Raw genomic sequence first — 20,344 nt, 5'->3', positions numbered from 1 at the left:
GCGCCGATGCCCAAGAAGAAGAGTCCGCCGATCACCGAAGCCTGGAGGGGCCTGACCTTCACCCGCCGTGCGCTCGTCGTCGGCGGGGCGCAGGCGGCTGTCGGCGTCGCGCTAGCGGCGCGGATGGCCTATATTTCGGTCATCGACAATGACCGGTATGTCCTTGAATCCGAAAGTAATCGCGTCAACCTGACGCTGGTTCCGCCGCGGCGTGGCTGGATTGTCGACCGCCATGGAAAGGCGCTCGCCAACAACCGCGTTTCGCTCCGCATCGACCTCATCCCCGACCGTCTGCACAACAAGGAGATGGTGCTCGGGCAGTTGCAGACGCTTTTGCGGCTCGATGGCGACGCGATGGAGCGGATCAACCGCGACCTGAAAGCGGCATCGGGATTCCAGCCGGTGGCGGTCAAGGAAGATATGACCGAGGCCGAATATAGCTCGATCCTCGTTCGTCTCCCCGAACTGCCCGGCATCGCGCCGCAGCGCGGTTTTGCCCGCAACTACCCGACGGGGGCGGCGGTCGGCCATCTGATCGGCTATGTCGGCGCGCCGAACGCCGAGGAATATCAGAAGGTCAAGGATCCGCTCTACATCACGCCCGGCTACAAGATCGGCAAGGACGGGCTGGAGAAATATTTCCAGGAGATGCTGAAGGGCGAACCCGGTGCGCGGCGTGTCGAGGTGACGGCGCGCGGCAAGGTCGTCCGCGACCTCTCCACCCAGCCCGACGTGCAGGGCAAGACGGTTCACCTGACGATCGATGCCGACCTGCAGGAATATGTCGCGCGGCGCATGGGACGCGAATCGGGCGCCGCGGTCGTCATCGACTGTCACAATGGCGACATCCTCGCCTTCGTATCGATGCCGAGTTTCGACCCGAACAGCTTTTCCGACGGCATCAGCAACAGCGAATATGCGTGGTTGCGCGCCGACGATCACCAACCGCTGATCAACAAGGCGACGCGCGGACTCTATCCCCCCGGCTCGACGTTGAAGCCGATGGCCGCGATCGCGGCCATCGAACATGGCGTCGACCCGAGCGAGCGCCACACCTGTATCGGTGGCTACCGCCTCGGCAACCGTTTTTTCCGCTGTCTCGGCACGCATGGCAGCCTCGACATGCCATCGGCCATCATGAAAAGCTGCAACAGCTATTTCTACTGGCTCGCGCACCGGCTCGGCTATGACGCGATGGCCCCCACCGCCCGTCTGCTCGGACTTGGCGAGGAATTCCGGCTGGCGGGCAGCAATCAGCGCTATGGCACGATCCCCGACAGCGCGTGGAAGATGCGGAAATATGACCAGCAATGGTCGGCGTCGGACTCGCTGAACGCAGTCATCGGACAGGGTTATGTCAGCGTAAACCCACTTCAGCTCGCGGTGATGACCGCGCGCATCGCCTCGGGCCGCCGCCTCTACCCACGTCTGGTCAACCGCGAATTCCAGAATGAGCCCCTGCCCTTCTCGCCCGAAGCGCTCGCGGTTGCCCGCCAGGGGATGGACCTCGTCGTCAATGGTGCGGGCACCGCGGTGCGCAGCCGCCTGCCGTTGGACGGCATCACCATGGCGGGTAAGACCGGCACCGCGCAGGTGCGCGGGCTCGGCACCGGCAACGGCAAAAGCGGAACGTGGAAATTTCGCGACCACGGCCTGTTCATCGGCTTCGCGCCGGTCGACAATCCGCGCTACGCCACCGGGATCGTGATCGAGCATGGCATGGGCGGCAGCCGCGCCGCGGCTCCCGTCGCCAAGGATTTCATGACCTTTCTCTTCGACCGCGAGAAAGGCATGGAGGCGCTCGAAACCTTCGAGGCCGGCTGGGGCGGAACCATCAAGGAACGCATGGACCGCGACTATGCCGCGTGGAAATCGGGCGCGGCGAGTGACCCCGAGCCGGGAGTGCCGCAATGATCCCCGTTCCACCCGCCATCCAGCGCATCCCGTGGAAACTGATCGCTATCCTGTGCGGCATCACCGGGTTCGGCTTGCTCGTCCTCTATTCGGCCGCCGGAGGGAACTGGTCGCCCTGGGCGTGGCAACAGGGCGTGCGCTTCCTCGTCTTTCTCGGTGCGGCGCTGGTGATCGGGCGCCTTCCCCTGCGGATCTTCGAGGATTTTTCTTATATCGCGTATATCGGCGTGCTGATCCTGCTCGTCGCGGTCGAACTGTTGGGCTTCGTTGGCGGCGGCAGCCAGCGATGGCTGAACCTTGGCTTCATAAACCTCCAGCCCTCGGAATTGATGAAGGTCGCGATCGTCGTCGCGCTGGCGCGCTTCTATGCGCAACTGCCGCCCGGAAACACGCGCACCTTTACCGCGCTCTGGCCCGCACTGGTGATGATCGGCCTGCCGGCGGCCCTCGTGATGCTGCAACCCGACTTGGGCACGGCGACCGCCATCTCGATCGGCGGCGTGGTGGTGATGTTCGCCGCCGGCCTGCCGCTCTGGTGGTTCGGCAGCACCGCTATCGCCGGCCTTGCGGCGCTGCCCATCCTCTTCTCCTTCCTGCACGATTATCAGCAGAAACGCGTGCTGATCTTCCTCGACCCCGAAAGCGATCCCTTGGGCGCCGGCTATCACATCAGCCAGTCGAAAATCGCGATCGGGTCGGGCGGCATCGGCGGCAAGGGTTTCCTCAACGGGTCGCAGAGCCATCTCGATTACCTCCCAGAGGGGCACACCGACTTCATCTTCGCCACCATGGCGGAAGAATGGGGCCTGATCGGCGGGCTGGCGCTGCTCTTCGGCTTTTTCCTGCTGCTCCGCTGGTCGACGCGCGTCGCGTTGAAGGCACGGACGCGCTTTGGCCAGCTCACCGCTGCGGGCCTCACGATGACGATCTTCTTCTACATCGCCATCAACCTGATGATGGTGATGGGCCTCGCGCCCGTAGTCGGTATTCCGCTGCCACTCTTTTCCTATGGCGGATCGTCGATGCTGACGATCATGACGTGCGTCGGCATCATCCTCGCGATCGAAAACGACAGCAAAACCGGTAGCCGCCGCTTTCATTGACAAAAAATTTCGGCAAGACCATTGCCAAGGCTCCGGCACCATGATAGCGGGCCGCTCTCTTCATGACGCAGGACGTTTTCTTCCTGCTTCGTGAACGCCGGAAACCGGCAGTGGACGCATAGCTCAGTTGGTAGAGCAGCTGACTCTTAATCAGCGGGTCCTAGGTTCGAGCCCTAGTGCGTCCACCATTTTCCTACAGTTAAATCAGAGACTTACCGTTCTGTGACGCCAAAATCAGCCGGGTCCCTTTCGGGGATGTAGGTGATTTTGTGACCTGGGCTTTCGCAGTTTCCTGCGCCTCTTCCGGTTTTCCGGATTGTGACGCAAAAATCAGCTGGTCCGCATATGGCTGGAGATGCTTCACCGACATATGCGCATAGCGGCGCACCATCGATTCCGACTTCCAGCCGCCCAGCTCCTGAAGCACCCAGGTGGGCACATCATTCTGCCGGAGCCAACTCGCCCATGTATGCCGAAGGTCGTGCCAGCGAAAATCGGTAATCCCTGCCCTTTTGAGCGCGGCCCGCCAATGTTTCGTGTTCACCTGACCCAAGGGCTTCCCCTTGTACGTGAACACATATTCGCTCTGCTCTCCCATCCGCCGCTCGAGCACCGAGACCGCGAGATCGTTGAGCGGCACACCCAGCGCCTCGCCATTCTTGGTGTCTCCGTGCTCGATTGTCGCGATGCGGCGGGAGAGGTCGACCTGATCCCAGGTCAGCCTCTTGATATTTCCCTGCCGCAAGCCCGTGGCGAGCGCGAACAGCATCAGGTCCTGCTGGTGAGAAGGCAGTTCCTGCAAAAGGCGCTCAGCTTGGGCGGGGGTCAAATACCGCACCCGCACTTTCGCGTTCCTCGTGTAGGTCTTGAATGCCGGGATATGTTCGATCCATTCCCATTCGCGCTGCGCCATCCGGAAAATGGCGCGGATCAGCGCCACATAAAGATCCTTCGTGCGATTGCTCGAACGCGCATGGTGCCTCGAGATGATCCCGTCGATCATGTCCCTGCTCACCTGATCCAGGGTCTTGCCGCGCAGATGCTTGGTGAACCACCGGATCCGCGACACATCGTCCCGATAGGACTTCTTGTGCCTCTTCTCCTGAAGCCACCTGAGCGCCGCCTCGTCCCATGTCCGCGGCGGCTTCCGCTTGAGTCTGACAAGGTCCCAGAGTTCTGCCTTCAGCTTGTCGTGATACTCCTTCGCTTTCTTCCGGTCGGTTGTGCCAGTAGTGCGTCTAATTCGGCTTCCGTCCGGTGCTGTGATGTCGACATAGTATGTATTTGCACGTTTCCAGAGTGCCATAAGCCTGCCTCCTTGATCGGGGCACCTGGCTGCATTCGTGCGGGCGAAGAATATCGAGCCCGGATCGCAGCGACAAGATCGCTCTCGAGAAACCACCAGAACCGACCAATCTTCGCCGCCGGGACGTGTCCCGACTTCGCATAGGATCGCAGCGTGTTCGGATGCACGCCGAGCCGCGCCGCCGCGGACTTCACGTCCATGATGCGCTCGCCGGTCGCGACGAGCAGGGCCGAACCGGCATCGCCCTCGACATCCGGCAGCGTCATTTGCGCGCCCGCACCTTGCGGAACCCGCGGTCGCCCTCAAGGAAGGCCGCGAGCATCGCGGGGACGAGGTCGGCGACGGTTTCCGAACTGCCATAGGCCGCCTCGTAAACGGCGGCATAGGCGCTCAGCGCCTCGGCCAGAGCGGGAGAGAGCTGGATGGTGAGCTTCACCGGCGTGCGGTCGGGGAGCTTTGCAAGTTTGAGAGCGGCCATCTCATCCCTCCCATGGCTTCAGGACGATGTCCTTGTGGACGACGATCCGAAGCGGCCAGCCGGGACGAATCTTGATTGTCGGCTGAACGTCGAGATTGCGCGCCACGAGCTGGTCGCCGGCCCGGGCGCCGGCCTGCTGGGCCGACTCACGAACCGCGCGGACCAGATCGCTCTCGCTACTTCCCCAGCCGAGCTCCGTCCCGACACCGAGCAAGGTCGAAAGCCCGACCCCCTTCAACAGCCGCCATGTATGGCGGTCGATCCGGTCGGCGAGCCCGGCATAGCCCGCGGTGTCGCTCGCGGGCACATTGTCGATCCGGATCGAAGCGCCGTCGGGAAAGATGATCCGTTGCCAGACGACGAGCGCGCGGCTCTGCCCGAAGGCCACGACGCTGTCGTAGCTTCCGATCACCCGCGAGCCCTGCGGAACAAGCAGGGTGCGCCCGGTGACGCTGTCATAGGCATTTTCGGTAACCTGCGCGGTCACCAGGCCGGGCAGGTCCGAGTTCAGCCCCGTGATCAGGCTGGCGGCAATCACGGTGCCTGCGTGCAGCGTCCATGGCGACGCCGCCGCCTCGAGCCGATGCGGGTTGACGTCGTCGTCCCGATTAGTGCGCCCGACGAGATCGATCTTGCGCCGCTGGCCATTGGGATCGCTCGCATCGTCGGATGCTCCCGCTCGCGGCAAGGACGCTTCCGGCCCTGCGGCCGGGTCGGCCATTTCTCGCCGAGTCGTCGCGTTTGCGAGCTGCATCATGACGCCCGATTCACGCGCCGCGCGCTGCTCGGCGGCGATGCGCAGACGTTCGGCTTCGGCCTGTTGTGCCGCGCGCGCGGCAGCATCAGCGGCGACATCGGCCGCAGGATCAGCAGCGCCCTCCATTCCGAGCTGACGCTGCCGCGCAAGAATGGGTCTTCCGAGGTCGCCCGGCAGCGGCGGTCCCAGCGGAGGAACGTCGCCATAGTTCGTCGGGACGCCCGCAAGTACTTCCGAAGCAGACTTGGCAGCGACAGGCGCGCGGTCGTCGTCAGGGCCGGTCGCAACGGGATCGGGACTGCGCAGCGCGAACCAACCGGCGCCGGCCAGCGGGACCGCGCTGGCTCCGGCAAGCGCAATGATCGCGCCGCGACGAAAGCGCACCACGCGCGCGGGCTGGCCGCGCAACGCGAGGCTTTGCGGCGCGAGCTTGGGAGGCGCGTCTTCCGGAGGCGCGGCTTTGCCGCGAGGGACCGCGTCACCGTCTTCGCAAGAAGCGCCGGTCATGCGCCCCTCCCCCGCTTCGCTGCCGGCTTGCCGGTCCGCGTGATACGGACGATCTTCTGCTTCTTGCCGCCGAGCCGGAGCTCGGCGGCGGCAAACAGCCGATCGACGACATAAAAACGTCCAGCGACGCGGTAGTTGACGAGTTCGGCCGCGCCGTCCGCGCCAAGGACGAACAGCGGAGGCGCTTCGCCGGCTGCGATGGTTGCCGGAAACTCGATCCAGGTCTGGCGCCCGTCGTCGAAGGCGCGCAGTGGTCGCCACGCGGGCTTGTCGCCGCTGATCGCATAGCCGAAATCGAGATCTTCGATCGCAATGCCGGCGGACACGGGGCGCGCACCCTCTTCGGCCGCCTTGCGACTTGCAAGCGCGAGCAGTTCATCCTGCGGATAGGTCCAGCGGATCGCGGACATCGCGGTTGATGCGGTGCTCGTCAGCTGGACATGATAGACGCGCCGGTCGGTCGCGATGACGAGGTTCGTGGACAGTCCAGCCGCGAAGGGCTTGACGAGGAGGTGCGTTCGCCGCGCCGCGCCGCTTCCGCTGGTCGTGTCGCCGACCGTCCAGCGGGCCGTATCGCCCGCCGCGGCCGAGACAAGCGTCTCGCCGGGTTCGAGCGCGATGTCGCTGACCCGGCCCGGCGCCGTGAAGAGCCGGTAAAGCATGCCGTCGGCGAAAGGATAGACCTGCACGGCATTCCTAAAGCCCGATGCCGCAGGCTCGCGGATCGCAGCCTTCTGTGCCGAGGCGACGACGGGTACGCCGCGCGCAAGAACCGGCGGTGCGAGAGCCGCGAGGCTCGCGGACAGGATCAGGAAGCGGATCATCGAGCATCTCCTTCGAGCGGGGGTTGCGAGGCCGGCGGGGCGGCCGTGCCCGGATCGAGCGGCGAGCCGAGCGGGATGCTTCCGGAGGGCGCCGCTGCGCGCGGGGCCGCGGCGAGCGCGCGGGGCGGCTCGGCCGCCGCGAGCGTCGGCAGCACGGGCGTCTCGAGCTCGCGGCTCCAGTCGATGGCATCGACATAAAGACCGAGCGGATTCTTGCGCAGCACCTCGGCCGAGCGCGGCGGCTTGACCTTGATCGTCACCACCGCCGTCCAGCGCGACGTCCCCGACAGGCTGCCGCGCTCATAGGCTTGCTCGGTCCAGTTGACGCGGAAGCTGTCCTCCGACGAACGAACGATGCTTGTGACCTGCACCGAGACGGTGCGGCGCCCGACCTCGACGAAGGGATTGGAAGCGCGTGCATATTCGCCCAGAAACAGCGCGCCCCGCTCGGTCGCGAAATCAAAGGCGGACAGCCAGTTCTCGCGCATGAGCACGGCATCGAGCGATCGCGAGCGGATATGGGTGATGAAGCGGCCCAGATGCCATGCGATCTGCGCGTCGCTCGGCCTGTAGTCGGCGACGGCTTTCGCCACCGCCTGCGCCTGCCCGAGTTTGTCGACCTCGACGACATAGGGCACGACGCGGCTCTGCATCGACTGCCAGACGAGCGCCGACGACAGGCCGGTCGTCAGGACCAGCCCGCCGAACGCCATCAGCCGCCAGTTCTTCGCCTGCACGCGCGCCGAACCGATGCGCTCGTCCCAGAGCTGGCCGGCGCGCCGATACGGCGTTTCGGGTTCGGGCGTCTGCCCGTAACGCTGCAAGGCCCGTTTGAATATCATGGCTTAGTCCCTTTCCTTGATGTCGGGTGTGATGCCGGCGCCGCCGCGATCGCCGTCGCGGATGGCGTGGACCGCCATCTGGCGTCGGTGGCGCGCATTCTGCTGCCCCTGAAGCCGCTGCGCCCAGGCCGGCGCGGCATCGACGGCAGCGGGCCCCGAACCGTCCGCGGCCGCGGCGGCGCCTGTTCCGCTCGAAGAGCCAGAGTTACCCGCGTTCCATGCGGCCCGCTCGCCGCGTTCGGCAGCCGCCTCGATGGCAGCCGCCGAACGCAGGCGCTGCACGGCGCCGCCCTTGGCGGCCGTAGCAATCCCTCCCAGCCCGGCGCCGATGGTCATCGAGCCCGATGTCTCCTGGCCGAGTTTGTAGGCCGTCGACGCGGCGCTCCCCATTGCGGTGCCGGCGCGGATCGCACCGAGCCCGGCACCGCCCAGCCCCCGCGCGGCAGCGACGGCGCCGGCACCGCCCATCGCCAGCCCGCCCGCGGCAAGCGCGGTGGTCGCCACAGCCGAACCGGCGCCGAGCTGCGGTGCGCCCGAGACGAGACCCGAGGCGATGCCGGGGCCGAAGATCGAGAGGCCGAACAGCGCAAGGCTTGCGAGCATCAGCGATACCGCCTGCTCGATCGTTACGTCCTCGCCGGTAAGCGCGCTCGTGAAGTCCGCGAAAAAGTTGGAGCCGATGCCGACGATCACCGCGAGCACCATGACCTTGATGCCCGAACTCACGACATTGCCGAGCACGCGCTCGGCGAGGAACGAAGTACGGTTCCACAGCGCGAAGGGCACGAGCACGAAGCCCGCGAGGCTGGTGAGCTTGAATTCCAGGATCGTGATGAAAAGCTGGATCGCGAGAATGAAGAAGGCGGCGATGACGATCAGCCAGGCGGTGACGAGCACCGCGATCTCGACGAAATTGTCGAAGAAGGCGATCGGGCCGACCAACTCCTTCGCCTGTTCGAGCAGCGGCCAGGCCGCCTCGAAGCCGGTGCCCGCGAGCCGCCCCGGCATCAGCAGATCTTCGGGTCCGATCGCGCTGCCACCGGCGGTGAGCCCGAGGCCCGCGAAGGATCGGAAGATGATCTCCGACAAAGTCTGGAAACTGTTCAGGATCAGCGCGAAGACGCCGACGTAGAGTATCTTCTTGAGGAATTTCGCGATGACATCGTCCTCACCGCCGAGCGCCCAGAAGAGACCGGCGAGCGTGATATCGATGCCGACGAGGATGCTCGTGAGGAAGCCGACATCGCCGCCGAGCAGCCCGAAGCCGCTGTCGATATAGGCGATGAAGGCCGCCATGAACTGGTCGATGATATTGAGATCGTCCATATTTTGCGCATCCTGTGGAATTTTGTCGCGGGGGCCGGCGGCAAGCGGCTAAAGGAAAACCGCTGTCGCGGCGGCCCCCACGACGGGGCAGCTCTCGGGCGGGTGATCTGGCGTGGTCCGTCCTGCCCCGATCGATCAGCTAGCTCAGCGCGGCGGCGTCCACGCCTTGCCGTCGCCGAGGAAGCGCTTGGTCGACGCGCGCGCTTCGCGCTCGACCTGCGCGCGCCGCGCGCGTTCGCGCGTCGCCTCGCGGAACTGCGCCGACATCAGCTGCTGAATCTGGAACTGCTGCTTTGCCGCGAGCGCGAGCAGCTGGTTGGTCGCCTGCGCGGCCTGGAGGCCGCCCGCGGCGCCCTGGCTCCGCTCGACGATCGCTTTCAAAGCCTCGGCGTCACCCCGAACATTCTCGACAATGCCGCTCTGCACCGCCATCGCTTGCCGGAACGACGCCATCTCGGCATCGAGCCGCGCCTTGGCGGCAGCGATGCGCGCGTCGCGCGTCGCCAGATGCTCGAAACTGGTCGGGAAGGACTGGCGGAACTGCTCGTCGAGCGTGTCGATGCGAAAGTCGATCCCCTGCGCCTGCCCCATCAACCGGTCGATCTGGGAGAGGCGCTGCTGCAAGGCCGTCATCTGCGGGAAGTCGATCGTCGCCAGATTCCTCTGCTGATTAACCAGCATCTGCGCTTCATTCTGGAGCGACTGGATCTGCTGGTTGATCTGCTGGAGCGTGCGCGCCGCGGTGAGCAGATTCTGCGAATAATTGGCGCTGTCGAACACCGGAATCGCGTGGGCCGGAACGACCGGAATCGACGCGGCGGCGGCGCCGAGCAGCAAGGCCATCACGAACTTCTTCATCTCAACTCTCCTTCTGGGGGTCATGGGGCGCGTCGAAGCGGCCGAGCAGCCCGGCTGCCCAAGGCAGGCCGCGCTCGGCGAGGAAACGGGCGGCAAAATCCGCGCGCCCATGCTCGGCAAGGATGCGGTCGATCATTTTCTGGACTTCGGGATCGGAGGCGCCGCAGAGCGCGAGCGCAACGGGGCCGAGCCCGAGCTCGAACAGCCGGTTCCCCCGCGCCGACTGCAGATAATATTGCCGCTTGGGGGTCGCGCGCGCGATCAGCTCGATCTGGCGCGCGTTGAGCCCGAAGCGCGCATAGGCCGCTGCGCTCTGCGGCTCGACCGCGCGATCGTTCGGCAGCAAAATGCGCTGCGGGCAGCTTTCGATAATCGCGGGTGCGATCGCGCTGTCCGCGATATCGGCAAGACTCTGCGTCGCGAAGATCACCGACACATTCTTCTTGCGCAGCACCTTGAGCCATTCGCGGATGCGCGCGGCGAACAATGGATGGTCGAGAAAGACCCAGGCCTCGTCGAGGATCAGGAGCGTCGGCCGCCCGTTGAACCGTTCCTCGAGCCGGTGGAACAAATAGCTCAGCACCGGCGCGACGACGCCCGCCTGCCCCATCAGCGCCTCGGTCTCGAAGCATATGACGTCGGCGAGCGCGAGATCCTCCTCGGCGGCGTCGAGCAGCCGCCCGAACGGCCCTTCGAGCGTGTACGGTGCGAGGGCCGCGCGCAGCGGCGCCGATTGCAGCAGCAACGACAGGCCGGTGAGTGTACGCTCCTCGGGTGGCGCGCTGGCAAGGCTGGTGAGCGCCGACCAGAGCGCCTCCTTGATCTCGGGGGTCACCGCGACCGCCTCACCGGCGAGCAGCGACGCGATCCAGGTCGCGGCCCAGGCGCGCTCGTCGGCATGGTCGATCATGCGCAGCGGCTGGAAGGCGATACCGCCCTCCCCCGCGGCATCGCCTTCGCCGCCAAGGCCGAGCGCATGATGCGCGCCGCCCATGGCGAGGACCGCGGCGCGCGCCGACGCGCCCTTGTCGAAGATAGTGACCTGCGCACCGGCATAGCGGCGGAACTGGAGCGCCAGCAGCGCCAGCAGCACCGACTTGCCCGCACCGGTCGGACCCACGATCATCATATGGCCGACGTCGCCGACATGGGTCGAGAGCCGGAACGGCGTCGAACCGCTGGTCTCGGCATGGAGCAGCGGCGGTCCGCCGAGATGGGCATTGCGCGCCGGTCCCGCCCACACCGACGACAGCGGCATCAGATGCGCCAGGTTGAGCGTGTGAACGAGCGGCTGGCGGACGTTGGCGTAGACCTGGCCCGGGAGCGAGCCGAGCCAGGCTTCGACCGCATTGACGCCCTCGCGGATCGAAGTGAAGCCGAGCCCGTTCACGATCCGCTCCACGCCGCGCAGCTTTTCCTCGACGCGTGCCCGGTCGGCGTCGGCGACGGTGATCGTCGTCGTGAGGTGGCCGAAGGCCACATGATCGCCGCCGAGCGCCTGGAGCGCGAGGTCGGCATCGACCATCTTGTTGTCGGCATCGCTGTCGAGCAGCTGCGCCGGCTGGTTATACATAACCTCGCGAAGCAGCGCCGCGACCGACTTGCGCTTGTTGAACCATTGGCGGCGCAGCCGTGTCAGCGCCTTGGTGGCCTCCACCTTGTCGAGCGCTATGAAGCGCGTCACCCAACGGTATGAAAATCCTTGATGATTGAGCCCATCTAGGATGGCGGGGCGGGTAAGGCTGGGAAAGCCGAGAATGGTGAGGGTCCGCAAGTGCCGCTCACCGAGCATCGGCTCGAGCCCGCCGACGAGCGGCGTGTCGGCAAGCAGCCCGTCGAGATAGATTGGCGTCGAAGGAGTCGCGACGCCATGCCGCCGCTCCGAGATCGTGCCATGAAGATAGGTCAGCGTCTCGCCGTCGTCCAAGGCGCGCACCTTGGGCATGAAGCCGGCGAAGAGGTCGAGCACGCGGTTCGTCTCGGCGACGAACGTCGCGAGCGCTTCGCGCCAGTCGCGCGTCTTGCCCGCCTCGCCGCGCTCGACAAGCCATCGCCCCGCGCGGTCGTTCCGGTCGGCGGGCGGCAGATAGGTCAGCGTGAGCGTGAAGTCGCTCTCATGATGCGCCTCGGCGCTTTCGAACGCCGCGCGCCTTTCCTCGTCGACGAGCCGGGAGGCAGCGTCGGGAAAGCGGCTCGCGGGATAGCCCGGCGCCGCGCGGCGCTCGGCCTCGATATGAAGCGCCCATCCCGAGCCGAAGCGCTTGAGGACATTGTTGGCCCGGGCGGCGACCGAAACGAGCTCGGCCTCGGTCGCGGACTCGAGGTCGGGACCGCGAAAGGCGAGCATCCGGCTGAAGCTGCCATCCTTGTTGAGGACAACGCCCGGCGCGACGAGCGCGGCCCAGGGGAGATGGTCGGCGAGCCGATCGGTCGTCCGGCGGTATTCGCGCAAATTCAGCATGAGAAATGCCCCTTCTGACGCAGGTGCCGCAAGAGCACCGGCGCGAAATCGGGGTCGTGCTTCGCCGCGATCACGGCGGCGCTGTGACCGAGCGCCCAGAGCGCGACGCCCGCGACCCATTGCTGGAGCCCGAGTCCGAGCGCCGCTGCGATGGTGCCGTTGAGGATGGCGATCGCGCGCGGCGCGCCGGCGAGCAGGATCGGCTCGGCGAGCGCGCGGTGCAGCGGCGCCTCGAACCCGTCGATATGCTGGCCACCGGTCATGCGATCAGCGCTCCGCCGCCGAAGCTGAAGAAGCTCAGGAAGAAGCTCGAGGCCGCGAAGGCGATCGACAGGCCGAAGACGATCTGGATCAGCTTGCGAAAGCCGCCGCCCGTCTCGCCGAAGGCGAGCGTCAGCCCCGTGGTGATGATGATGATCACCGCAATGATCTTGGCGACCGGCCCCTGCACCGATTCGAGCACCTGCTGGAGCGGCTCCTCCCACGGCATGCCCGAACCCGCGGCCCGGGCGGTCGCCGCGAACAAAAGACCCGCGGCGATGGCGGCCATCGCGATCGTGTTGCGACTATGCGTTGGAAAGTTGGCCCTCATGACAAATCTCCTGTTCTCAATCGGTCAGCGTGACATCTTCGATGGCGTATGAACCGTCGGTCCGCAGGCCCGCGACGCGCGCGACCGTCTCGACGCGGCGGGCAAGCCCGCGACCGGCGATAAAGATCACGACGTCGATCGCCTCGGCGATCAGCGCGCGCGGCACGGTGACGGTGAGTTCCTGGACGAGCTGCTCGAGCCGGTAGAGCGCGGCTGCGGCGCTGTTGGCGTGGATCGTCGCGATGCCGCCGGGATGCCCGGTATTCCACGCCTTGAGCATGTCGAGCGCCTCGCGCCCGCGCACCTCGCCGACGATGATCCGGTCGGGGCGCAACCGCAAGGTCGAGCGAACAAGGTCCGCCATCGTCACCGCGCCCGCGCCGTTGCCGACGGGCGCACGCGTGCGGAGCGCGACGACATCGCGCGCGGCGCATTGCAGCTCGCGCGTGTCCTCGATCAGGATGACGCGTTCGTCGAGCCCGCCCATTTCGGCGAGCAGCGCATTGGCGAGCGTGGTCTTGCCCGACGAGGTACCCCCGACAACGAGGATATTGCGGCGTTCGGCAACCGCGACGGCGAGCAGCCGCGCTTTCTTCGCCGACAGGATGCCGCCCGCAACATAATCGCCGAGCGTGTGGATCTTCGCGGCGGGCTTGCGGATCGCGAAGCAGGGCGCCGTCGCGACCGGCGGCAAAACGCCCTCGAAGCGTTCGCCCGCCCCTTCGCCATGTGGCGGCAGCTCGGCCGACACGATCGGCGCGCTCGCATGTGCCTCGGTGCGGGCATGCGAGGCAACGAGGCGGATGATCCGCTCGACCTGCGCGGGCTCGAAGCGCGTGCCCGTATCGCACCGGCCCTCGCCGAGCCGGTCGATCCACAACCGACCGTCGGGATTGATCATGATCTCGACGACGGCGGCATCCGCGAGCGCGGCGGCGATCGCCGGCCCCATCGCGGTCCGGAGCATCGCGCGGCTGCGCGCGGCGGACAAAGTCTCGCTCATGACATCTTGCCCCTGTTTTGAGGCGCGGCGCCGAGCGTGCGCGTGCCGCTCGCCATCGCCTCGGCGACGCGCTCGACGAAGGTGTTGAAGCGGTCGCGCCCGACGGCGCGCGCCGCCGCGTCACCGTCGGCGAGCGGCGCCTGGATCATCAGCTGGTAGCGTATGAACAGCGCGAGGCTTTCGAGGAGGATATGGCCGTCGCGCTCGATCCGCCCGAGCGCCAGCGACATGCGGTCGAGGCGGGCGCTGAACCGGGTCTCGAGTTCGGACACGGCCTGGCGGCCGAGCCAGGCGGTAAGCGCGTCGACGAGGATCGCCGATTTGCTCGCGCCGGGCTTCGCGGCGAGCGCCTCGAAGCGTGCGCTCAGTTCCTCGGGAAGGAAGAGCTGGTAGCGCACCTTGTTTTCCTTGCGGCGGCCCATGGTCAGAAGCTCGGCAGGGTGTCGTCGTCGTCACCCTGGTTGATCGCATGCGCGCGCCGCATGCTCTCCGGCCCACGCGCCTGCTCGATCGCACGCTTGTCGGCCGCGGCATCGTCATCGTCCTTCTCGAGGCCGAGCATGTCGAGCTGCTTCGTCGGCTCGGCGGGGGCCGGCGCCTCTTCGGCGATCTCGGGCGTGCGCTGCTGCTGAAGACCGCCGTCATCCTGCGTCTCTTCGCCCTCGGCCGCGGCCACGAGGCGGATATCGGTCCGACGCGCGAAGCTCCCCCAGTCGTTCGGCCGCGGTTTGGGCCGGTCGAGCCGGAGGCCATCCGATTTCGGCGGGTCGAGCCGCCGGTCGGCGAAGTTCGCATCTTCAAAATAGCGCAGCTTCTTCGCGCGGATTGGCGCCATCCCCGAGACGAGGACGAGCTCGTCTTCGGGCGGCAGCGCCATGACCTCGCCCTGCGTCAGCAGCGGCCGCGCGGTTTCCTGTCGGCTGACCATGACATGCGCGAGCCAGGGTGCGAGCCGGTGCCCGGCATAGTTGCGCATCGCGCGCTGCTCGGTCGCGACGCCGAGCGCATCAGATATCCGCCGCGCGGTGCGCTCGTCGTTGGTCGCGAAGGCGACGCGGACATGGCAGTTGTCGAGGATCGAATTATGCTCGCCGTAAGCCTTCTCGATCTGGTTCAGCGACTGGGCGATCAGAAAGGCGCGCACGCCATAACCCGCCATGAAAGCGAGGCTCGTCTCGAAAAAGTCGAGCCGCCCGAGCGCCGGAAACTCGTCGAGCATCATCAATAACTGGTGACGGCGCAGCTTCGAGCTGCGATCGTCGAGCTTCTCGGTCAGACGGCGGCCGATCTGGTTCAGGATGAGGCGGACGAGCGGCTTGGTGCGACTGATGTCCGAGGGCGGCACGACGAGATAGAGCGACAGCGGCGTCTCGCCGTCGATGAGATCGGCGATCCTGAAATCGCTGCGCGACGTCACCTCGGCCACGGTCGGATCGCGGTAGAGGCCGAGAAACGACATCGCGGTCGAGAGCACCCCCGAGCGTTCATTCTCGCTCTTGTTCAAAAGCTCGCGCGCGGCGGAGGCAACGACCGGATGGACCCGCGGCGCATCCTCGGTGCCGAGATGATTGGTGGACATCATCCGCTTCAGCGTCGCGACGAAGGGTCGCTGCGGATCGGAGAGAAAGGTCGCGACGCGCGCGAGGGTCTTTTCCTCCTCGGCGTAGAGGATGTGGAGGATCGCGCCGACGAGCAGCGCGTGCGACGTCTTTTCCCAATGATTGCGGCGTTCGAGCGCGCCCTCGGGGTCGACGAGAATGTCGGCGATATTCTGGACGTCGCGCACTTCATGCTCGCCGCGGCGCACCTCGAGCAGCGGATTATAGCGCGCCGACGCGAGGACGGTGGGGTTGAACATCAGCGCGTGCGAGAATTTCGAGCGCCAGCCGGCGGTCAGCTTCCAGTTCTCGCCCTTGATGTCATGGATGACCGCGCTGCCGGTCCAGCTGAGCAAGGTCGGGACAACCAGCCCGACGCCCTTCCCCGAGCGCGTCGGCGCGAACGCCATGACATGTTCGGGACCGTCGTGACGCAGATAGCGCGAGCCGAGACGCCCCAGGAACACGCCGGCCTCGCCGTGCAGTCCGGCGCGGCGGACTTCGTTCCCCGTCGCCCAGCGTGCCGAGCCGTAAGTGGTGACCTGGCTCGACTGGCGCGCGCGCCAGAGCGACCCTCCGATAGCCGCGGCGCAACCGAAGAAGCCGCTTGCGGCGGCGAGTGCGCCGGCCTTGTCGAAGACCTCGGGCGCATAGGCTTCGTAATGATACCACCAGGCGAACAGCTGCCAGGGACGGTAGACGGGCATGCCGAAGAACTCGAACCATGCCGCGCCGAGCTGCGGCTGATGGCCGAGCATCGCGGCGGCCCACTGCGTGGCTGCCCATAGCCCCGCGATCATGATCGCGAAGACGAGAAATATCTGTCCGACAAGCAATTTGGTGGGGGTCATGAGCCGCTCCGTTTCGTGGGCGCCGGACGAAGCCGGCTGACGAACGGAAGATCAGCGATGGAAGCGGAGGGGAACATTGCGGTTGTGCGGCAGAATGCCGCAGAGTGCGGCAAACGCAGCGCGGCAATACGGCCGACGCCCGCCGTCGGACCAAAAATTCGGTCCGCGACCTCGCGATTCGTCAGGTTCAATTCCTGAGTCGCTTCGCACGGCTCGTAGACCCCAAGTCTCGGTCGCGCCCGGATTTGACACGCCGGGCCGGCTCTCGGACCGACTTGGGTGGAAGACAATGGCGCCCGGCGCTCACGCTCCCTATAGCAGCAGCCCGTTCGGGATCGCCCCGGACGCACCAGGAGATATTCTATGAACCATGCGGAACTTTCCGACGCAGTCGCCACCTCGCTTGGCGCGAGCAAGGCCGACGGCAAGAAGGCCGTCGACGCCGTCTTCGCCGCGATCTCCGATGCTGCCGCTAAAGGCGACGAAGTGTCGGTCAACGGCTTCGGCAAGTTCAAGGTCAAGGAAACGGCCGCACGCGAAGGCCGTAATCCCTCGACCGGCGCAACGATCCAGATTGCTGCTGCGAAGAAACTGACCTTCGGCGCCGCGAAAGCCGTCAAGGACCGGCTGAACGGCTGATCCACCCTTTCCCAGCCGGCGTCGCTGGCGGGGATTTCCTTGGCGGCCCGATACGAGCGGTGAAGCAACAACTGAGCGCCCGGCGCATTGTTGGGGTAACAGACAAGGAGCTTCTACCATGGCAACCGACACCCCCCTCGCCTCGCGCCGCATTCTCATCATGGCCACCGACGGCTTCGAGCAGTCCGAACTTGAGGTGCCGCTCGAGCGCCTTCAGGATGCCGGAGCCGACGTCGATATCGCTTCGCTCGAAAGTGGTGAGATCACCGGTTGGGACGAGGATGACTGGGGAGACGACATCGAAGTCGATCTCCGCATCGCCGACGCCAGGGTCGACGATTACGACGCCCTCGTCCTCCCCGGCGGCCAGATCAATCCCGATCTGCTCCGCGTCGAGAAACAGGCAATCGAGCTGATCCAGGGTTTCGCAAAAGCCGGCAAACCCGTGGCCGCCATCTGCCACGCACCTTGGCTGCTCGTCGAGGCAGGTCTGGCGAAGGGTCGCCGAATGACGAGCTACAAGTCGATCCGTACCGATGTCGCCAACGCCGGCGCGAACGTGCTCGATGAGGCCGTCGTCATCGACCGCAATATTATCACGAGCCGCTGCCCCGACGATTTGCCCCTATTTTGCGATGCGATCGTCGATGCCTTGGCCAAGGCCCACGCACCCGCAGAATAGCCGCCGAACAAGCGGGCGCGCCGGCAACTTGGGACATCAGGGCGCCCTTATCGCCGGCGGCCTTTGGCGGGCCAATCACTTCCGTGGGATGAAGGGACTAATGTCGCATGGAAGTGCAAGAGGGTGGAAATCGCCCGCTCTCAGTTGCAGCGGTGCTTTTGCCAGTACCGGTCCCACTTCGCCGCATAGCCATCGCGCACCATCGCACACGAGATGTCGCCTGATTGCGGGGACGTGCAGAACGCTGCGGTCCGGTTACCGCCGGCACCGCCAGCGGATCGACAGCGCATCGTCGGACCAGCGACCGTGACATGCCCCGTCGAACGAACGCCCGTCGGTTTCCCGATCAACAAAGCGAGATGATCGCGCGCTTCGACCGGGCCCGCGGCAGGGCATGGATGGCCGGGCCTGCACGTTCCGTCCATTTCCCGCGCCGCGATACCCGACAGACGGATATGTGGCCCTTCGGCGCACCAGACCGGCCCGTCGCCGTCCCACACGGCAGTGGGCGTACAGTCGAAGGACTGGCCGGCAGGAACGACGGAGGCGAGAAGAAATTCTAAGATCACCGGTATTTGGTCACCATGATTGGCTCGGCTGTGAATATGGTCGCGATCTGCCCGGGGGCGGGCGCTGCGGCATCCTGCGAAAGAGCGGGCATCGCGGCTTTCGCGGCCGCGTCAAGAGCGACAATGATTTTCATGATATCCTCCCCCCGAATCGCTGGATGCGACCCATCTGCGACCCCGATCAGGCGTAGTGTCATATCTGTATGTCAGTCGAAAGATGTTGCCACATCGGCGTGATGGCACGACAAGTTTCAGCGACTAACCGCCGCAGACCTTCCGGTGAGCTTGAATGATAACGACCGGTTTGCGCCTTATTCTGTTGAAAAACTCCCGCTTGCAATGAAGGTCGAGTGCTGATTCACTCGTCCCGTTGTCGGGAGAAGGCTGATGATGGGTGAGCGAACGGTGATGCAGGAGGCGCTGTTTTACAGCTTCAGCCTCGAGGATCATGTGCCGACGGACCACCTGCTGCGGTCGATCGACCGCTTTGTTGATCTGGGCGATCTGCGCGAGCATCTACGCCCCTATTACAGCGAGACGGGTCGCCCCTCGATCGACCCGGAGCTGATGATCCGGATGCTGATCATCGGCTATTGCATGGGGATCCGTTCAGAGCGTCGGCTGTGCGAGGAAGTGCACCTGAACTTGGCCTACCGCTGGTTCTGTCGGCTCGGGCTGGATGGAGCGGTTCCTGATCACTCGACCTTCTCGAAGAACCGGCATGGCCGCTTCCGCGACAGCGATCTGCTTCGCGAGCTGTTCGAGATGACGGTGTCGCGCTGCATAAAGGAAGGCTTGGTCGGCGGCGAAGGCTTTGCCGTCGATGCGAGCCTGATCCGGGCTGATGTATATCGCCGGCGATCGGTGCCGGGGGACGAAGGTCTGCCGCCCGATGTTACCGGCCGCGCCGTTCGAGAATATCTGGAGGTGCTGGACGATGCGGCGTTCGGCGGTTCGACGCCTGTCCAGCCGAAGCGGATCGCGCTGACCGATCCTGCCTCCCGCTGGACCGCGGCCACGCGCGAGCGGGCCTTTTACGCCTACAGCACCAACTATCTGATCGACCTCGATCATGCGGTAATCGTCGATGTCGAGGCGACAACGTCGGTACGGCAGGCCGAAGTGACAGCGCAGCGAAGAATGATCGACCGGACACAGGAGCGCTTCGGCATCTGGCCGCATCGGCTTGTAGCGGACGCAGCCTATGGTTCCGCCGCGAACCTGGCGTGGCTAGTGGAAGAGAAAGCCATCGAGCCGCATATCCCCGTGTTCGAAAAATCCGGTCGCAATGACGGCAGCTTCGAGCGCGTCGACTTCATCTATGATTATGACGACGACAGCTATATCTGCCCGGGTGGCAACCACTTGCGGCGGTCTAATCGCAACTTCAGTACACCGCGCACCGGGATCGATAAGGACGGCTCCATCCGCTACCGCGCGCGTCAGCACGACTGCGAAGGCTGTGCTCTGAAGCCGCAATGCACGCCCAATGCGCCAGCCCGCAAGATCACGCGTTCAATCCACGAAGGCGCGCGCGACATGGCTCGCGACATCGCCACAACCGACGCCTATCTTGTGTCGAGCCGAGAGCGAAAGAAGGTCGAAATGCTGTTCACCCACCTCAAGCGAATATTGAAACTGGACCGCTTGCGTCTGCGCGGCCCCAATGGTGCCCGTGACGAGTTCCACCTCGCCGCCGCGGCCCAAAACCTCCGGAAAATGGCAAAGATCTTCCCGATCCAGCACCTCGCCACCGTCTGATCAAGATGCGGAGGTCGTGCGCCCCGCGTCCGCTTCGATCCTCGGCATCGCTTCCGGGCGACTTCTTCAACAGAATACGCCTCATCTCAGTCGAAGCTGGCAGCGGGACGGTTGCCCGAAACCCGCCATTCGGGGTGTAGGGTCACGGTGTCGGAATACGCGGATTCTTGTCAATTCGAATGCTGAAATCGCATCCCGGAAGCGCGATGCCGTTTCAGCATAGCGCTGAGAGTCGACCGGAAAAATTGGCAAGTGGAAGACCTAACCAGCATG

General features: G+C 65.5%; 20 protein-coding genes, 1 tRNA gene and 1 pseudogene. 6 read left to right on the top strand and 16 right to left on the bottom strand.

Annotated elements, in window-relative coordinates; all coding sequences use genetic code 11:
* The first annotated feature begins 6 nt into the window (after nt 1–6).
* From mrdA to VSX79_RS07115, 3 genes are all read left to right on the top strand, one after another.
* Nucleotides 7–1,914, top strand: a complete 1,908-nt coding sequence (gene mrdA, locus VSX79_RS07125) for a penicillin-binding protein 2 (RefSeq protein ID WP_326915001.1) — start codon at nt 7–9, stop codon at nt 1,912–1,914.
* Nucleotides 1,911–3,017, top strand: coding sequence for a rod shape-determining protein RodA (rodA, locus tag VSX79_RS07120; protein ID WP_326915000.1), 1,107 nt, complete (start codon nt 1,911–1,913; stop codon nt 3,015–3,017). The genes mrdA and rodA overlap by 4 nt, the downstream gene beginning before the upstream one ends.
* 112 nt (nt 3,018–3,129) lie before the next feature.
* Nucleotides 3,130–3,205 (top strand) — tRNA-Lys (locus VSX79_RS07115).
* Nucleotides 3,206–3,216: 11 nt separating this feature from the next.
* Here the strand turns inward: VSX79_RS07115 and VSX79_RS07110 are convergent.
* From VSX79_RS07110 to VSX79_RS07050, 14 genes and pseudogenes are all read right to left on the bottom strand, one after another.
* The gene (locus VSX79_RS07110) at nt 3,217–4,323 is read right to left on the bottom strand and encodes a tyrosine-type recombinase/integrase (protein ID WP_326914999.1); all 1,107 of its coding nucleotides are present in this window, start codon (nt 4,321–4,323) and stop codon (nt 3,217–3,219) included.
* Between the two features lie 113 nt (nt 4,324–4,436).
* Nucleotides 4,437–4,523: pseudogene (locus VSX79_RS18590) on the bottom strand (hypothetical protein); the annotation flags it as partial.
* Nucleotides 4,524–4,585: 62 nt separating this feature from the next.
* On the bottom strand, nt 4,586–4,801 hold the full coding sequence (locus VSX79_RS07105; RefSeq protein WP_326914998.1) for a DUF2274 domain-containing protein: 216 nt from the start codon (nt 4,799–4,801) through the stop codon (nt 4,586–4,588).
* Between the two features lies 1 nt (nt 4,802).
* Complete coding sequence (locus VSX79_RS07100) at nt 4,803–6,065, bottom strand: TrbI/VirB10 family protein (RefSeq protein ID WP_326914997.1); 1,263 nt, start codon at nt 6,063–6,065, stop codon at nt 4,803–4,805.
* Complete coding sequence (trbG, locus tag VSX79_RS07095) at nt 6,062–6,889, bottom strand: P-type conjugative transfer protein TrbG (RefSeq protein ID WP_326914996.1); 828 nt, start codon at nt 6,887–6,889, stop codon at nt 6,062–6,064. Before trbG ends, VSX79_RS07100 begins: the two co-directional genes overlap by 4 nt.
* Nucleotides 6,886–7,731: a conjugal transfer protein TrbF gene (gene trbF, locus VSX79_RS07090; protein ID WP_326914995.1), complete on the bottom strand. Its 846-nt coding sequence runs from the start codon at nt 7,729–7,731 to the stop codon at nt 6,886–6,888. Before trbF ends, trbG begins: the two co-directional genes overlap by 4 nt.
* A 3-nt stretch (nt 7,732–7,734) precedes the next feature.
* Complete coding sequence (trbL, locus tag VSX79_RS07085; RefSeq protein WP_326914994.1) at nt 7,735–9,057, bottom strand: P-type conjugative transfer protein TrbL; 1,323 nt, start codon at nt 9,055–9,057, stop codon at nt 7,735–7,737.
* Between the two features lie 144 nt (nt 9,058–9,201).
* Nucleotides 9,202–9,915: a P-type conjugative transfer protein TrbJ gene (trbJ, locus tag VSX79_RS07080; protein ID WP_326914993.1), complete on the bottom strand. Its 714-nt coding sequence runs from the start codon at nt 9,913–9,915 to the stop codon at nt 9,202–9,204.
* A gap of 1 nt (nt 9,916) precedes the next feature.
* A complete protein-coding gene (gene trbE / locus VSX79_RS07075; RefSeq protein ID WP_326914992.1) occupies nt 9,917–12,376 on the bottom strand; it encodes a conjugal transfer protein TrbE in 2,460 nt (819 codons plus the stop codon).
* A complete protein-coding gene (locus VSX79_RS07070; protein ID WP_326914991.1) occupies nt 12,370–12,639 on the bottom strand; it encodes a VirB3 family type IV secretion system protein in 270 nt (89 codons plus the stop codon). Before VSX79_RS07070 ends, trbE begins: the two co-directional genes overlap by 7 nt.
* Nucleotides 12,636–12,968: a TrbC/VirB2 family protein gene (locus VSX79_RS07065; RefSeq protein ID WP_407697265.1), complete on the bottom strand. Its 333-nt coding sequence runs from the start codon at nt 12,966–12,968 to the stop codon at nt 12,636–12,638. The genes VSX79_RS07070 and VSX79_RS07065 overlap by 4 nt, the downstream gene beginning before the upstream one ends.
* Before the next feature lie 16 nt (nt 12,969–12,984).
* Entirely contained in the window at nt 12,985–13,971 is a 987-nt protein-coding gene (gene trbB, locus VSX79_RS07060) for a P-type conjugative transfer ATPase TrbB (protein WP_326914990.1), read from the bottom strand.
* The gene (locus VSX79_RS07055; RefSeq protein ID WP_456154545.1) at nt 13,968–14,369 is read right to left on the bottom strand and encodes a CopG family transcriptional regulator; all 402 of its coding nucleotides are present in this window, start codon (nt 14,367–14,369) and stop codon (nt 13,968–13,970) included. Before VSX79_RS07055 ends, trbB begins: the two co-directional genes overlap by 4 nt.
* 26 nt (nt 14,370–14,395) lie before the next feature.
* Nucleotides 14,396–16,420, bottom strand: a complete 2,025-nt coding sequence (locus VSX79_RS07050) for a conjugal transfer protein TraG (protein ID WP_326914988.1) — start codon at nt 16,418–16,420, stop codon at nt 14,396–14,398.
* 363 nt (nt 16,421–16,783) lie between these two features.
* On the opposite strand from VSX79_RS07050, the gene VSX79_RS07045 reads away from it, so the two are divergent.
* Together VSX79_RS07045 and VSX79_RS07040 are read left to right on the top strand one after the other, a co-directional pair.
* Nucleotides 16,784–17,059 carry an HU family DNA-binding protein gene (locus VSX79_RS07045; protein ID WP_326914987.1) on the top strand — a complete coding sequence of 92 codons (276 nt, stop codon included), beginning with the start codon at nt 16,784–16,786 and terminating at the stop codon, nt 17,057–17,059.
* 118 nt (nt 17,060–17,177) lie between these two features.
* Nucleotides 17,178–17,741: a type 1 glutamine amidotransferase domain-containing protein gene (locus tag VSX79_RS07040; RefSeq protein ID WP_326914986.1), complete on the top strand. Its 564-nt coding sequence runs from the start codon at nt 17,178–17,180 to the stop codon at nt 17,739–17,741.
* A gap of 140 nt (nt 17,742–17,881) precedes the next feature.
* Here VSX79_RS07040 and VSX79_RS07035 read toward each other — a convergent pair whose 3' ends face one another.
* Nucleotides 17,882–18,307, bottom strand: a complete 426-nt coding sequence (locus VSX79_RS07035) for a hypothetical protein (RefSeq protein WP_407697277.1) — start codon at nt 18,305–18,307, stop codon at nt 17,882–17,884.
* The gene (locus tag VSX79_RS07030) at nt 18,307–18,444 is read right to left on the bottom strand and encodes a hypothetical protein (protein WP_326914984.1); all 138 of its coding nucleotides are present in this window, start codon (nt 18,442–18,444) and stop codon (nt 18,307–18,309) included. Before VSX79_RS07030 ends, VSX79_RS07035 begins: the two co-directional genes overlap by 1 nt.
* Before the next feature lie 253 nt (nt 18,445–18,697).
* On the opposite strand from VSX79_RS07030, the gene VSX79_RS07025 reads away from it, so the two are divergent.
* Nucleotides 18,698–20,071 (top strand): IS1182 family transposase, encoded by a 1,374-nt coding sequence (locus tag VSX79_RS07025; RefSeq protein ID WP_326914983.1) that lies wholly within the window; start codon nt 18,698–18,700, stop codon nt 20,069–20,071.
* Nucleotides 20,072–20,344: the final 273 nt, after the last annotated feature.

The organism is Sphingopyxis chilensis, assembly GCF_035930445.1.
In the GTDB taxonomy this organism is placed as follows: domain Bacteria; phylum Pseudomonadota; class Alphaproteobacteria; order Sphingomonadales; family Sphingomonadaceae; genus Sphingopyxis; species Sphingopyxis chilensis.
The sequence above is the reverse complement of the archived record's forward strand: the minus strand, read 5'-3'. Positions and strand labels throughout refer to the sequence as shown.